This window comes from Mesorhizobium sp. M1143, assembly GCF_040318435.1.
Lineage (GTDB): Bacteria > Pseudomonadota > Alphaproteobacteria > Rhizobiales > Rhizobiaceae > Mesorhizobium.
Genome location: NZ_JAMYMJ010000013.1, coordinates 37,850 through 52,936, shown reverse-complemented (window position 1 = coordinate 52,936; position 15,087 = coordinate 37,850). Strand labels below are relative to the sequence as shown.

Below are 15,087 nucleotides of genomic sequence, written 5' to 3'. Positions count from 1 at the left end.
CTCTCAGGCTTCCCTGAACTCGGTGCGCGCCAGTCCGTTGTCGAGATTGATCGTCGTGCGCAGGCGCATGCGCTCGGGCGTCGGCGTCATGATCAGCACGGCGTCGATCTCGATCTTCAGGCCGGTCTTGTCGCCGAGGTTGACCGTGACTTTCGTCGCGCTCTCCTTCAGCCGCGGCTCGAATGCGGCGAGCACGGCGCGGATCTCGCGTGCCAGAACATCGCGATCGAAGTCGCGCGACGACCGGCCGGAGAAGGACGGCACGCCATAATTGACAACGCTGCGGCGCACCTCCGGAAAGTCGGCCAGCGATGTCGGACGGTCGGTCATCTGCTCGGCCTCGAGATCGGATAGCAGCGGCGCGGATTCGAAACGCTCGGTGTTGAACAGCGCCTCGATGTCGCGCCGCACGGCCTCGCGCAGCACATCGGGCGACACCACGATGCCTCGGCTTTCAAGCTCGCCACGGTGCCGGTTCTGAAACGCCAGCCGGTGCAGCCGGCGCTTCTGATCGGGGTTCAATGCGTCATCGGCGTCGATGCGCCTCGGTCCGTCTGCCAGCAGCTCGTCCAGGCGCTCTGCGCCAAGCTCCTCCTGCAGAGCCTGCCTGAGCCCGTCTATCTCCGAGCTCAGGCCCGGCAGGTCGTTGACGAGGCGGTCCCACAGCGAAGGCTGTACCGCCTCGCGCTTGGCCCGTGAACCGCCCGCCTGTACCTTGTCGGCGGCAGGGCGCTTTGCTCGCCCCTCACTTGCCGACATAGACATCCATTTCGGCTTCGTCATTGTCGTCATAGACGAACTTGATCTTCTTGTAGGCGAAGGAGACTTCCTCCTGGATCAGGTCGGCTTCATCATCGGCCTGCGACATGTCGTATTCCATGATCGAGGCGTCGGTCAGGGTAACGACCAGATAGTCCTTGCTCTCGCCGTCGATGGTCCGCCGAGCGGAGAATTTGACCTCGTCCAGCGCCTTGTTTTCGAACAGGGCCTTGGCCAGATAGGGTGAGGCCTTGTCGTAGTGCTTGGTGAACTTGATCATGCCCATCGACACGCGGCCTCGGCGCGAGAGGGAATTGGGGTCGTAGGGCGCGACCATCTTGTAATCGACGCCATGGATTTCGATCTCGTCGTCATGGCCGTCGCGCGTGCTGGGCCCCTTGATATCCGGAACTTTCAGAAAACCGTCGATCTTCATTGTGGGCATTTTCGTTCTCCACGCTTTCAAACAAAGGTTTGGTTGCTGCAATCAGGTCTTCACGGACGGCAATTCCGACACCAGCCTGAGCGAGGCATTGATGCCCTCCAGCTGGTAGTGCGGGCGCAGATAGAAGCGGGCGTTGTAGTAGCCCGGCCGGCCCTCCACGCTGTCGACCTGCACCTCGGCGGCGGCAAGCGGACGCTTGGCGCGCGCCTTGTCGTCGGCGAAGGCCGGGTTGGCCAGCACGTACCGGTTGATCCATTCGGTCAACCAGATCTGCATGTCGGTGCGTTCCTTGAACGATCCGACCTTGTCGCGCGCAATCGCCTTGAGGTAGTGCGCAAAGCGCGAGACCGGGAACAGATAGGGCAGGTTGGCGGAGAGCCGCTCGTTGGACTGGGCGTCGGGGTCGACCAGGCGGCCCGCCCGCGTCTCATCGTCCTGCAGCGAATGGGCGCCGATGAAGGCCGCGAGATCGGTGTTCTTGCGGTGCAGGATCGGCATCAGCCCGAGCTTGGCCAGTTCCGCCTCGCGCCGGTCGTCGATGGCGACTTCCGTCGGGCATTTCATCGCGATCGAGCCGTCATCAGTCGGGAAGGAGTGCACCGGCAGGTTAAGCACAGTGCCGCCATTTTCGACGCCGCGGATCTGGGTGCCCCAGCCATAGAGCTTGTGGCTGCGGTTGATGTTGACGCCCATCGGGAAGGCAGCGTTCATCCAGACATATTTGTTGTGATCGCCCTGCACTTCCTCCTCGAAGGAGAAGCCCTTGACCGGGACTGTCTCCGAGCCGTAGGGCAGCCGCGCCAGCACGCGCGGCATGGTCAGCCCGATATAGCGCGCATCCTCGCTCTCGCGCAGCGATTGCCACGAGGCGTAGGCCGGGTTGGAGACGATCTGCTGCAGGTCCTGCGGGTTGGGCAGTTCCTGCCAGCTGTCCATGCGGAACAGCCGTGGCGAGGCGGCGGCGATGAATGGCGTGTGCGCCGAGGCGCAGATGCCGGAGATGTTGCGCAACAGGCCGACGTCGCGCGGGTGGTTGGAGAACTCGTAGGCGCCGATGACGCAGCCGATCGGTTCGCCGCCGAGCATCGAATACTCGTCGGTGTAGACCTTCTTGAAGATCGGGCTCTGGTCCCACATCTGGCCTTCATAGTCTTCGAGCGTATCGGCCAGCTGCTCCTTGGAAATGTTCATCACCCGGATCTTCAGCTTCTGATCCGTCTCGGTGTTGTTGATGAGGTACCAGAGGCCGCGCCAGGTGCCTTCCATCTGCCGCACTTCCGGCGCGTGCAGGATTTCGTTGACCTGGGTCGTCAGCATCTTGTCGATGCCGGCGATCAACGACTTGATCGACTTGATCGAGTTGGACGAAATCGTCGTCGTCTCGGAGCGCGACTGCGCCGCCAGAGCCAGGTTGCGAACCAGCTGCTGCAGCTTCTCGCTGTCGTCCTTCTTGACCTTGAAGTCCTTCTCCAAGAGCTGGCTGAATTCGCCGAGATCGACGGCCTCGGCCTCGGCGACGGATGCTGCGGTCTTTTGCTGTTCGGCCATGATCTATTCCTCACCCTTGTCGTCGGACAGCGCCTGGGCGGCGATCTGGCCAAGCAGCGGCTGGTTGTTCAGCAATTGGGCGATGCGCTTTTCGGCATCGACGCGGCCGTCCATGAAGCCGAGCAGCTCCTCGAGCTGGCGCCGCATCTTGAGGATTTCGGCCAGTTGCGGGACCTGTTCGGCGATCTTGTCGGGGGCGAAATCGCCCATCTTGGTGAAGGTCAGGTCGAGCGCCAGTTCTTCGTCGCGCTCCTGTCCCTCGGCCTGCGGCAGCGTGTTCTTCACCCGCGCCTTGACCCTGGGTCCCAGCGCTTCCATGAATTTGGGGAAGCGGTTGGCATCGGTCTCGACAAAGGAACGGTCGAGCACCGTCTTGGACGCTTCCCTGGTCTGCGATGCGCCCGACAGGTCGGCCATCACGCCCATGACGAACGGCAGTTCGATCGTCGTCGGGCTGCCGTAGGTTTCGACATCGTAGGCGATCTGCACGCGCGGGGCGCGATTTCGCTCGATGACCTTCGCTTTGCTTTCGGCTGGCATGTGTTGCTACCTTTCATCCTTCTGGGCAGTCTTCTTGGCGTCGGGAACGCCGGCGAGCAGCCGGAATTCCTTGAGCCCCGACGGGGCGAGGTCTTCCATCAGTTCAACGAAATCCATGTGCACCATCCTGCGCACCCGGCGGGCGAGATGCGGGATCGGACTCGACGGCTCGGTGCGGTCGTAGAACGCGACCACAAGGTCGAGGCACTTCACCACATCGTCGCGCGAGGAAATCCTGTCCGGGAGCCCCGCACCGGTCTCCGCGTAGCTTGCCATCATCTCGGCTCCATGACCGTTTCTGACCGGCGCGGCCGGGCTTGCCGGGGGAGCAGCCGGGCTGGCAGCCCCCTTCGTCGCTGCCTCTTCCGTGGTCTCGACCGCCGTGTTGCGTTCCAGCGTCGTCAGCACGCGCTGCAAAAATCGTTTCAGGTCCGGGACGGCAGCCCCGTTGCTGTCAAGACGGGCATTCAGGGCCGTATCGACCGCGTCGAGCGCCTCGATCGCTGCGTGCGCCCCGGCGATGAGCGCTGTCATCTGTTCACCGGCCTGGTCCTGATGGGCGGCACAACCGCTGCCCACCCGGTTCAGGAGCTGTCCGTGCGCGCTGACCAGCGCTGCCTTCTCCGTGGCATTCAATCCCGACGCCGCTTCCTGAAGCATGACGCGATCGTCGAGCGCACCCTGTTCGAGATCGCGTCCGCTGATCGGCCCGATGGGACGCGGCGCGAAGAAGACCATTTGCCTGAGGTTCGCCAGCAGGCCTTCCTGGCCGTTCTGCAGGTCGGCGAGCGCGTTGAGGCGGCGCAAGGCGGCCTCGCGTGGTTGGGGGCTGGCCCGCAGCGCCGGGTGCATCGTCGCCCAATGCGTCTCGAAGGTCCTTGCAATCAGGGTCAGGCCCTGTGCCAGTCCGGCCAATCCCTCTTCATTGGCCAGCGCCCGGGCGACAATGACAAGCAGGCGCAGGTCGCGGCCATGCGAACGCAACTCCTCGGCCCTGCCGAGCACGGCAGGCCAGTCGACCGGAATGGTCGATTGCGCGGCTGGCTTGTTGCGCCCGTCATGGACGACCTTGACCTGCGGCTCCGTGAGCCGCTCCAGCTCATGAAAAGCCGGATCGTTGCGCAAGTCTTCGCCTGACGGATTTTCACCGTCCAGCGGAGCAAGCCAGAGTGCGAGATCGATCACAGATACCCCCGGCGACCGGCTCTAAAACCGTACGTGACCTAACGTTAGCACACGGTTGCATATTCCCACAATTCGCCATCCGCTCAAAAGTTAACGAGCGCTAATGAATGTCGGTGCAACTGCGTCTCGGATGGCGCAATTCATGGCGTGCTTGGCCAACCTCGTATGTGAAGCGCATCGCATAGGATTAGAAAAAATCGTGGTTGTCTGCATTTGGCGGCGCGGGACTCTCCACAAAGGGAAAAGGCCGGCTGCATCAAGCGCTTTGTCAAGCGGCTGCTTATGTGGCAGGCTGTCGACGGGGCAGATTGCAGGAGCACGTTCGATGGAACAGCGCCGGTCGTCGCAGGGGTTCAAACGCAAGGAACTGGTTGGCAAGCTTAATCCGGTCTGCCTGCGCGCCTTCAAGGCCGCCGCCGACAGCGCCAAGCTGCGCGGCAATCCTTACGTCGAACTCGTCCATTTCATAGAACAACTGGTGCTGTCCGAGCGTTCGGATGTGCAGATGATCATTGCCGATGCCGGCGTCGATGCCAGCCGGCTTACCAGCGAAATGACCCGCGCCGTCGACAAGCTGCCCTACGGCGCCACCTCGATCGAGGAATTTTCCGACCACATTTTCCACGCCATCCAGGAAGCCTGGAACCTGGCGACGCTGGAATTTGGCATGGAGGAGGTCCGCAGCGCCCATATCGTGCTCGCCTGCCTGAAGACGCCGGTGCTGGAAGGCCTGATGGCGAAGATCAGCGGCGAATTCGACAAGATCGACGCCGACGGGGTCATCGCCCGCTTTGCCGAGGTGGTGGAGGGCTCGCTCGAAGCCGGCGCCATGGCAGCTGTGGCTCCCACCGCGGAGGCGCCGCGGCGCGCTCCGGGCGGGGATTCGGCGCTGGCCAAATACGCCACCGACCTCACCCAGCGCGCCCATGACGGCAAGATCGACCCGGTCGTCGGCCGCGACCCGGAGATCCGGCAGATCATCGATATCCTGATGCGCCGCCGGCAGAACAACCCGATCCTGACCGGCGAGGCCGGTGTCGGCAAGACCGCGGTGGTCGAGGGCTTTGCCCTGCGCATCGCCCAGGGCGACGTGCCGCCGCCGCTGCAAGGCATCAGCGTGCGCATGCTCGACGTCGGCCTGATGCAGGCCGGCGCCAGCGTCAAGGGCGAGTTCGAGAAGCGCCTGAAGGCGGTGATCGACGAGGTGCAATCCTCCGAAACGCCGGTCATCCTATTCATCGACGAGGCGCACACGCTGATCGGCGCCGGCGGTGCGGCGGGAACCGGCGATGCCGCCAATCTCTTGAAGCCGGCGCTGGCGCGCGGCGAACTGCGCACCATCGCGGCAACGACCTGGGCCGAGTACAAGCAGCACATCGAAAAGGACCCGGCGCTGACCCGCCGTTTCCAGGTGGTCAAGATCGACGAGCCGTCGGAAGCGGTCGCCGTGCTCATGCTGCGCGGTGTAGCCGGCGTGCTCGAACAGCATCACGAAGTGCAGATCCTGGACGAGGCGATCGAGGCGGCGGTCGGCCTGTCGCATCGCTACATCCCGGCGCGGCAATTGCCCGACAAGGCGGTCAGCCTGCTCGACACCGCTTGCGCCAGGGTCGCGATCTCGCAGCATGCGACGCCGGCCGAAGTAGAGGACATTTTGCGGCGCCGCCAGGCGCTGGAAGTCGAAAGCGGCATCATCGGCCGCGAGGCAGCGATCGGCATCGAAGTAACTGACCGGCAGGCGCGGGTCGAGGCCGGGCTCACTGAGACGGGGACCATGCTCGCCGCCGCCGAGGAGCGCTGGGAGCGCGAAAAGGCGCTGGTTGCCGAGATCCTCGAACTGCGCGCGCGGCTGCGCGGCGACGGCGTCCCGCTCGATGCGGTGGCGACAGCTGAGGCCGATGCCGAACCGGCAGCGCCGGACGAAGAAAAGACCAAGGTGCCCAAGGCCGAGACGCCCAAGGCCGAAACGTCCGAGACCGAAGCGCCGGCGGCCGAAGCTGCGCCGTCAGATCCTGTCGCCGATCTGGCGCGGCTGCGTGAACTCATGGCCGAGCTTGCCACCGCGCAAGGCGAGACGCCGCTGATCCTGCCGTCGGTCGACCGCAATGCGGTCGCTGCCGTGGTCCAGGACTGGACCGGCATCCCGACGGGACGGATGCTGTCCAGCCAGACCGAAAAGGCGCTCAAGCTGGCCACCACGCTGTCCGAACGTGTCGTCGGCCAGGATCACGCCATGGAGATGATTGCCAAGCGCGTGCAGACCAGCCGCGCCGGGCTCGGAGCGCCGGAAAAGCCGGTCGGCGTGTTCCTGCTCTGCGGCCCCTCAGGTGTCGGCAAGACCGAGACGGCCCTGGCGCTGGCCGAGACGCTCTATGGCGGCGAGCAGAACCTGATCTCGATCAACATGTCCGAATTCCAGGAGGCGCACACCGTCTCGACGCTCAAGGGCGCACCGCCCGGCTATGTCGGCTACGGCAAGGGTGGCATTCTCACCGAGGCCGTGCGCCGAAAACCCTATTCGGTGATCCTGCTCGACGAGGTCGAGAAGGCCCATCCCGACGTCCACGAGATCTTTTTCCAGGTCTTCGACAAGGGCATGATGGATGACAGCGAGGGAAGGCGCATCGACTTCAAGAACACGCTGATCCTGCTGACGTCCAATGTCGGCTCCGAAGTCATCATGGAGCGGACCGGCAACGGCACGGTGAGGGCAGGGCTCGACGGCCTCGATGCTGCACTGCGCGCTCCACTGCTGAAGGTGTTTCCAGCGGCCTTCCTCGGCCGCGTCGTGACCATCCCTTACTATCCGCTCTCGGATTCGATGATCGAGGCCATCACCCGCCATCAGTTCGGCAAGATCGCGCGGCGGCTGCGCGCCAGCCACGACGCCGAACTGGTGATCGGCGACGGCGTCATGGCGCTGGTCAAGGCGCGCTGCACCGAAATCGAGTCTGGTGGCCGCATGATCGACGCCATCCTCACCAACACGCTGTTGCCGGAACTCAGCCGCGGCGTGCTGAACCGGTCGCTCGACGGCGAGAAGATGACCAAGGTGACCGTCAGCGCTTCCACTGACGGGTTTGCCTATTCGTTCGAATAGTCAGGCCTGACTGCTCGGCTCCGTCTCGGCGCGGATCAGCTTTATGTCGGCGCCGGCTGCCCAGGCGCCGATATCCTCGCGCCGCAACGCCGCCGCCATCATGTCGGGAAACAGGTCCGGCGTGCAGGCGAAGACCGGTATGCCAAGTGCCGCGACCGAAGCCGACATCGCCTGATCATAGCCCGGCCGGCCCTGATCGGTCAGCGCCAACAGCACGATGACATTGACGCCGGACCGGACCAGCGCCGCAAGCCGCCGCAGCAAGTCCTGGCCGTTGCCGCCCTCATAGAGGTCGGTGATCAGCACGAAGTGGGATTTGGTCGGCCGCTCGATGCGGTCGGCGCAATAGGCGACCGCCTGGTTGATGTCGGTGCCGCCGCCGAGCTGCACGCCAAACAGCACCTCGACCGGGTCGCTGAGCTCTTCGGTCAGGTCGACGATGGCCGTGTCGAAACAGACCAGCTTGGTGCGCACGACCGGCAGCGACGCCATCACCGCGGCGAAAATCGAGGCGTAGATCACCGAGCTCGCCATCGAGCCGGACTGGTCGACGCACAGCACCACTTCGTCGAGATCGACCAGCCGGCGTTGCTTGCGCATGAAGCCGACCAGTTTTTCCGGCACGACGGTTTTGTGCTCAGGCTGGTAGTGGCGAAGATTGGCCGAGATGGTGCGCGGCCAGTCAATGTCGCGTTGGCGCGGCCGGTTGGTGCGTCGCGACTTGTCGAGCGCGCCACGGATCGCCTCGGCGGTCTTCTGCTCCAGCCGCTGCATCAGCTTGGCAACGATGTCGGCGATAATGGTGCGGGCGATGTCCTTGGTCTTGGCCGGCATCACCGAACGCAGCGAGATCAGGTCGGCGACGAGGTTGACGTCGGCCTCGATCGCCTTGAGGAATTCCGGCTCCATCAGCATCTGCTTCAGGTTCAGCCGCTCAAAGGCATCCTTCTGGACGATCTGGACCACCTGGGCGGGAAAGAAGGAGCGGATATCGCCCATCCATTGCGCCACGCGTGGCGCCGAGCGGCCGAGCCCGCCGCGCCGCTTGCGCGGGTCGGCATCCGCATTGGCGCCGTCGCCGTAAAGCGCATCGAGCGCCGAAGACAGTTTTTTGTCATCACTGGAAAGGGCGGAGGAAGCCTCGTCATCGGCGCCGATCGCCAGCCGCCAGCGGCGCTCGCGCCCGCTATCGGAGGATGCTGGGCCGGGTTCGGGCACTTCGGCTTCGTCATCCATTGTCACACTCCGCCCGCCAGCAATGGCCCAAGCCGCTCCAGGTGACGGCGCCAGCCCTCGCCGCCATCCGGCGCCGGCGTCAGGCCGGCCGGCAACCTTGCGGTGCGGCCGAGCACGGCCTCGATCAACCGCCGCCGCTCCATCGAGTCCAGATTGGAGAAGACGCGGCGCAGCAATGGCAGATGCGCGATGAAAGCGTCCTCGTCGAGCGATTTCAGCCACCCATCGACGGCGCCGCGCAGGCCCTCGTCGTAGATCAGCCGCTGGCCGGCAGTGCTGAAGAAACCTTCGAAGAACCCCGCTGCCTGGGCGACCGGCGTCCCCGGCGACAGCCTGCGTCCGAGCAGCCCGGCGGCATCCTCTGCCGACAGTTGGCCGGCTTCATAGAGCAGATGCGCGGCGCAGCCGGCGAGCAGCGCCGTCGAGCCCGGACCTTCCAGCACGCCGGTCAGGCCGTTGCGCCATGCATCGAGCACGCCTTCGCCGGGCTCGACCAGCCGGATCGCCGTGTCGGCCTTGCGCACAGCACCGACCAGCGTGGTGGCGGCCTGCTCGTCCAGGTCGCGCACCGCATAGGGCAGCGCGATCGCGCCTTCGACGATCAACCGTTCCAACAAACCGGACAGCCGGTTAGTTTCGGTCTTGCGCGCCTCGCCGTAACGGATGATGTCGGCAAGCGGCGGCACCGAGGCCAGCATCTCCAGGCATTCGCTGCTGTGCGCTGCGCGCGCCTCCAACGCTACAAGGCCGGCGCTCGCGGCCTCCGACAGATCCGCGGTAATGGCGCTCTGGACAAGGGCGGCAAGCGTGTCGAGGCTCGCGGCCGCACCGAGCATCTGGATCAGGCGGCCATTGGCGGCCTTTTCGATAGTCGGGCCGTAGATCAGGTTCTCGACCAGGCGCACGGCATATTCCGGCTCCCAGGCCAGCGTCCATTTTTCGCGAAAGGTGCCGCGGCTGCGGCCGGCGTCGGCCAGCCTGCCCCATTGCACGCCAAGCACGTTCAGCCGGTGCAGCAATGTCGAACGAAACAGTCCGCTTTCGCTGCGCAGATCGACCGACAGCTCGCGTTCCAGCGCCTCCGGCTTCAGCCGCGCCGCCTTCTGGTTGCGCTGCAGGTCCTCGATCAGCGGCGCCAGCGGCGTGTCGGGCGGAATCTCGCCGACATCCGCGCCCAAAAGCAGCTCGGCCTCGACCAGCGCCCACAGCACCGCTTCGCCGTTGAACAGCGCCGCGATCGCGGCATCGCGCAATTCCTCGAAGCCGGGCTTCGGCCGCTCGCGAATGGCAGCCAGTGTGCGCGCAAGCCGCTCGGCCTCGATCAGCGACGCGGTCGACACCAGATGGCCCTTCGCCCGCAGCACCGCCGCGATCGTCGCCAGCCACAGCGTCGCGGCGTCGCGCCGCCCTCGTGTGAGCCACAGATGTTTGCACCAGCCGGGCGCGACGACGCCAGCGCCATAACCATAGCCCAGCGCAAGACGCGGCCCGGTCCATGGCGCCCATGTCATGATGCTTTTGCGCCGGGCAATTCCCTTGATCAGCGCCTGGTCGTTCTTCTGCGTGTGCGCGGCCTGCAGGGCCGGCACATGCCATGCGCCGCAGACGACGGCGATCGGTCCGGCGAATTCCTTGCGCGCGGCGGCGATTTCCAATCGCATATGCGCTTCACGCTTGGCCTCGAACGGCGCGATCGCACCTTCGCCGTCGCGCAGCGTCGTCATCGCATCGGTGATGGCAGCGAAGATTGGACCCGGCTGCGGATTCTGCTCGATAATGTCGGCCCACCAGCTTTCGCCATCTTCATAGCCGGCGGCCGCAGCCAGCGTGCCGATCGGGTCGCGATGCGATGCGGGCTCGCCATCCTCACCGGTTTCGTCCTTGGGTTCGGGCTTGTCGGCGTCAGCCGTTTTGTCGGTGTCGTCGGTTGCCGGTGCCGCGAACCGTGCCGATGACGGCAGGTCGATGAACCGCAATGCCGCCTTGTTCTCCACCGCCCACACCGCCGCCTGGTATTCCGGCGAGAACTCGGCGAACGGCCAGAAACTTGTCGCGGCCGGATCGTCCTCGGGGTAGCAGAGCAGCGCCACCGGCGGCTGCATCTGCGGGCGCGCCAGCAATGGCAGCAGGGCGGACGCGTCGCTCGGCCCTTCGATCAGCACCGCGACCGGCTGCAAGTCCCGCAGCGCCTGCACCAGGCTGTCGGCGGAGCCCGGCCCGTGATGGCGGATGCCGAAATAGGCGACGTCGCTCATGACCTCAGATCGCTGCGTTCAGCGCCGCGTAATAGCCGGCATAGTCCGGCCGCTTCTTGAGCACCGTTTCGAGATATTCCTCCAGCACCACCTTGTCCTGCACCGGGTCCTTGACGATGGCGCCGACAAGGCTGGCGGCGAGGCCTTCGGCGCCGAGCTTGCCGCTGTCGAACCACGCCGCCTGGCTGAGGCCGCCGACCATGGTGGCGATCGCCTCGGCGGTCGAGAGCGAACCCGAAGGCGTCTTTAGCGTCACCTTGCCGTCGGCGGTTGCGCCCGAGCGCAGCTCGCGGAAAATGGTCAACACGCGAGCGATCTCCTCGCCGACATTTTTCGGCACCGGCAGGTCGAGCCCGCCGGCCATCTCGTCGACCCGCTTGGAGACGATCGCCACCTCTTCCGCCATGTCCTCGGGCAGCGGCAGCACCACCACATTGAAGCGGCGTTTCAGCGCCGAGGACAGCTCGTTGACGCCCTTGTCGCGGTTGTTTGCGGTGGCGATGATGTTGAAGCCGCGCTGGGCATAGAGCGACGTGTTGAGTTCCGGGATCGGCATCATCTTTTCCGACAGCACGGTGATCAGCGTATCCTGTACATCGGAGCCCATGCGCGTCAACTCTTCCAGGCGGCATAGCTTGCCGCTCTCCATGGCGCGGTAGAGCGGCGTCGGCACCAGCGCCTCCTGGCTCGGCCCTTTGGCCAAAAGCTGCGCATAGTTCCAGCCGTAGCGGACCTGGTTCTCGTCGGTGCCGGCCGTGCACTGCACGATTAGCGTCGAGTTGCCCATGATGGCGGCGGCGAGATGTTCCGACACCCAGGACTTGGCGGTGCCGGGAACGCCGAGCAACAGCAGCGCGCGGTCGGTAGCGAGTGTCGCCACCGCGGTTTCCATCAGCCGGCGGCGGCCAACATATTTCGGCGATATCACGGTGCCGTCGCTTGCCTTGCCGCCGAGCAGATAGGTCAGCACGGCCTTCGGCGACAGGCTCCATCCGGCCGGCTTCTGGCGTTCGTCATTGCGCGCCAGCGCCTGCAGTTCAGCGGCATAGGCCTGCTCGACAGGGAGGCGGATGGCTGCGTTCATGGTGGTGTTCTCCGGATTGTCATGTGTTGGTTCCCGTCAGGGCCGCGTTGAGGCGCAGGAAAGCGAGCGAGGCTGCCGCCGGCGGCATGCCAGCCGCAACGACATGCTCGATCAATTTTTCCCCTGTCGCCGCAGTGGCCAGAAAGCCCATCGTTTCCAGCAGGTCGTCGGCGGTTCGCTTCATAGCGTCATCATCGCCGGCGACAGCCGAACGCAATGCCGCCAAGCCCTGGCCGTTCGTCATGTCGGGCCATTCCAGCCAGTTGGCTTCGAAGCCCTCGGCAAGGGTGAGCGCGCTAATATACTGCGGCGTATCTTTCAGGATCAGTCTGACCAGGACACGCTTCCTGCGGCTATCCAGGCGCGGTGTCAGGTGCAGCACGAATAGTGCCGGCTTGCCTCCCCCGGCGACTAGTGTGTCGGCCATCTGCGTTACGGCAGCGTCGCTGCCCGACGCTGCGACCATTCGTGAGATCTGGATGTCCGCATTTTTGTCGGCACCGAATTGCCAGGCTGCAATGAAATCGGGTTCGCTGACCCCAAATCGGGAAGCGAGGTCGACCAGGTTGCAGGTCTCGAACAATTCGGCGCGGCGCTTTTCCTGCGCCGGCGATTTGAGCTTTGCCGGCGTGTAGGTGGTGCGGCGGCGGATGAAGCCGGATTTGCCTTCTGTGATGAAGGCGGCGAGTTCGGCAACGGGGTCGTCGGCTCCGTCGTTGCCCGGCCAGCCATGCTCGCCCAGCCTTGCCAGCAGCCGGCCCGCCAGCTCCCGCACCTTGCCGGAGCGGTCGGTGGCCAGGCTTTTCAGGAATGGCGCGTCCGTGGGCGTCAGGTTGAAATGCATGAGTTCGATGAGCGCCAGCCGGACTTCAGCCGGCTCGCCCGTCGCCTTGGCTTCCATCAGGCTGCGGGCCGTGGCCGGATCGCGACGGCGCATCTCGGCCAACGCGATACGGCGCGCGGCGGGGTAAAAGTCATCCCAGTTCTGCGCCGTCAGCTGCTCCTGCGGGGCAATCTTCAGCCCCTCGACGCTGGCCTGCCAGTCGATCCACGGCGCATAGATGTCAGGGCTGTTCTGGTCTGATGCCGACGGCATCCAGTCCATCGGATGCAGCACGTAGCCGCGGCTGGCGACGAGCGTCGCGACACGCGACTTGCGCTGCGCATCGGCGGCGTTCTTCAGGGCCGCCCGCAACAGCGGCCGCAACCGCTCCGGCAGCAGCGGCAGGCCAAGCCTCGGCAGCGGCGGGCGCCGCTTCAGCGTCTTCGGCGCCGACGGCCGCAGGCCGACATCGAGCGCCTGCGCCGCGATCGCCAGCAGACGTCGCTCCCGTTCGTCTGGGCTTGCGCCACCCGCGATCTCCTTCCATGCGGTTGGCGCCAGATCGAATGCGGTTCCGCCGGTGATCCAGCAGTCGCGCATCGTCGCCAGGCCGGTTAGTTCGAGCTCGTTCATGACAGATCGAGCCTCCCGAAGCCGCTTTGCGCGGCCAGCAGATCGAGCCGCGCGCCGTTCCAAAGCGCTGCCGTGGCCGCGAGGTCGAGGCCAAGCACGGTCTGATCGACGGTCCCGCTAACAGGCAGGGCGATCCCTTGCGGGTCGTGCGCCGCTTGCCACCAGGCGGTGCCGCGCTCATCGAGCAGGATCGCGCCGGCAGGCAGCATCAGCGGGCTATCGGTCGACCAGGGTGCTGCGTCCTGGTGCGCCGCATGCGCCGCCAGCGGATCCTTGACAATGCCGAGGCCGAAATCCGGCCAGGCGCCCGACACGACATCGCCCTTGCGCTCCGCTACCAGCGCCCGCAGCCGTTGGCGTGACGGATAGAACACCAGCCTTGCATCGAACCGGTCGCCAGGTGTGAACGCGGCAGAGCGGCGGCCGGCCGAGGCCGGAAAGAAATCGAGTAGCAGCGCAAATTGCGGCGTCGGGCTTTTCAGGTCGAGCAGCCAGGTAGAATGGCTGACAAGGCCGTCGCGGCGGGTCTCGATCTTCTCGCCGATGACTTCCCACTGGCTGTCGACCTGTCTTGCATCGGGATTGGCCAGCACCTGGTCGCGGGTTTCGGATGCCGACACCAGCCGCTTCAATTCGGGATCGTCTGGCGCCGAGCGCCAGGCCTTGGCCAGCAAAACCAGCTTGCCGAGTTCGCGGATCGCCGCGTCCGGCCGTTCCTCGCTGCGCAGCGCCATTAGCCGGGCCGGGATTTCGTCGATGCGTCCCGCAAGCGCCGTTGCTTTCATGTCGACCAGCCTGGCGGCAATGCGGCGGCAGCGCTCGCTGCTGGCGTCGGCAAAGGCGGAAAGGCCGAGCCGCAGCTGGTCGGCAATCCACTGGTCGAGTTCGTCCAGCGCGCCTGCCACCGCGGTGCGCGTATCTTCCGCCCGCTTGCGCTGCGCCGTCTCGCGGCGCTCCGTCGCGGCGGCGTCATCGACGGTGCTTTCCTCTGCCTGCGAGGCCTCGCCAATGCTCTTGCCAGACGCGCCCCTGCCAGACTTTGCGTCGACCGGCGGGGGCGCACTCTTCCTGCGCCGGCCAAGCCAGTCATTGACCCATTCCGGCGTTGTTTCGGCTGATGTGAAGCTGGCCGGCGCCGTGGCGGCGATCCACATCAGCGCCAGCGTGTGCTTGCAGGGAAATTTTCGCGACGGGCAGGTGCATTTGTAGCCGTGGTCGCCGGTGTCGACGACGGTGCGATAGGGGTTGGATCCCGAGCCCTGGCATTCGCCCCAGATCAGCGCCTGCTGCTCGTTCTTCTCCAGCCGCGGCCAGTTCGAGCGCTTGGTGAGCTTCGAGGCGGCGCTTAGCGACGCCTGATCGGGGGCCAGCGCCTCGATGGTTTTCAGTTCGAATTCCAAGCCGCGCCTCTCGTCACCCCAAATCAATGCCTGGCATCAATATAGGGTGCCGTTTGTGAAGGATTGTTGTGGCCCCGGC

At 65.4% G+C, this 15,087-nt stretch carries 11 protein-coding genes; 1 reads left to right on the top strand and 10 read right to left on the bottom strand.

Annotation, left to right across the window (positions count from 1 at the left end; translation table 11 throughout):
* Positions 1-3: 3 nt before the first annotated feature.
* The 5 genes from tssE to tssA are packed head-to-tail and all read right to left on the bottom strand — an operon-like array spanning position 4 to position 4,477.
* Positions 4-759: a type VI secretion system baseplate subunit TssE gene (tssE, locus tag NKH35_RS12375; protein WP_023714850.1), complete on the bottom strand. Its 756-nt coding sequence runs from the start codon at positions 757-759 to the stop codon at positions 4-6.
* Positions 746-1,195, bottom strand: a complete 450-nt coding sequence (locus NKH35_RS12370; RefSeq protein WP_023673716.1) for an Hcp family type VI secretion system effector — start codon at positions 1,193-1,195, stop codon at positions 746-748. Before NKH35_RS12370 ends, tssE begins: the two co-directional genes overlap by 14 nt.
* A 51-nt stretch (positions 1,196-1,246) precedes the next feature.
* Complete coding sequence (tssC, locus tag NKH35_RS12365) at positions 1,247-2,752, bottom strand: type VI secretion system contractile sheath large subunit (RefSeq protein ID WP_023682611.1); 1,506 nt, start codon at positions 2,750-2,752, stop codon at positions 1,247-1,249.
* Between the two features lie 3 nt (positions 2,753-2,755).
* On the bottom strand, positions 2,756-3,292 hold the full coding sequence (tssB, locus tag NKH35_RS12360) for a type VI secretion system contractile sheath small subunit (RefSeq protein ID WP_023673718.1): 537 nt from the start codon (positions 3,290-3,292) through the stop codon (positions 2,756-2,758).
* 6 nt (positions 3,293-3,298) lie between these two features.
* A complete protein-coding gene (tssA, locus tag NKH35_RS12355) occupies positions 3,299-4,477 on the bottom strand; it encodes a type VI secretion system protein TssA (RefSeq protein ID WP_352914699.1) in 1,179 nt (392 codons plus the stop codon).
* A 325-nt stretch (positions 4,478-4,802) separates the two neighbouring features.
* Between tssA and tssH the strand changes: the two genes are divergently transcribed.
* Positions 4,803-7,577, top strand: coding sequence for a type VI secretion system ATPase TssH (gene tssH, locus NKH35_RS12350; RefSeq protein WP_023756334.1), 2,775 nt, complete (start codon positions 4,803-4,805; stop codon positions 7,575-7,577).
* On the opposite strand, the gene NKH35_RS12345 is transcribed toward tssH, so the two are convergent.
* The 5 genes from NKH35_RS12345 to NKH35_RS12325 are packed head-to-tail and all read right to left on the bottom strand — an operon-like array spanning position 7,578 to position 15,008.
* On the bottom strand, positions 7,578-8,813 hold the full coding sequence (locus NKH35_RS12345; RefSeq protein WP_023704819.1) for a VWA domain-containing protein: 1,236 nt from the start codon (positions 8,811-8,813) through the stop codon (positions 7,578-7,580).
* A gap of 2 nt (positions 8,814-8,815) precedes the next feature.
* On the bottom strand, positions 8,816-11,068 hold the full coding sequence (locus tag NKH35_RS12340) for a DUF5682 family protein (RefSeq protein ID WP_023708142.1): 2,253 nt from the start codon (positions 11,066-11,068) through the stop codon (positions 8,816-8,818).
* Between the two features lie 4 nt (positions 11,069-11,072).
* On the bottom strand, positions 11,073-12,152 hold the full coding sequence (locus NKH35_RS12335) for an ATP-binding protein (protein ID WP_023687038.1): 1,080 nt from the start codon (positions 12,150-12,152) through the stop codon (positions 11,073-11,075).
* Between the two features lie 19 nt (positions 12,153-12,171).
* Complete coding sequence (locus tag NKH35_RS12330; RefSeq protein ID WP_352909779.1) at positions 12,172-13,608, bottom strand: DUF5691 domain-containing protein; 1,437 nt, start codon at positions 13,606-13,608, stop codon at positions 12,172-12,174.
* A complete protein-coding gene (locus NKH35_RS12325; RefSeq protein WP_352711047.1) occupies positions 13,605-15,008 on the bottom strand; it encodes an SWIM zinc finger family protein in 1,404 nt (467 codons plus the stop codon). Before NKH35_RS12325 ends, NKH35_RS12330 begins: the two co-directional genes overlap by 4 nt.
* Between the last annotated feature and the right edge of the window lie 79 nt (positions 15,009-15,087).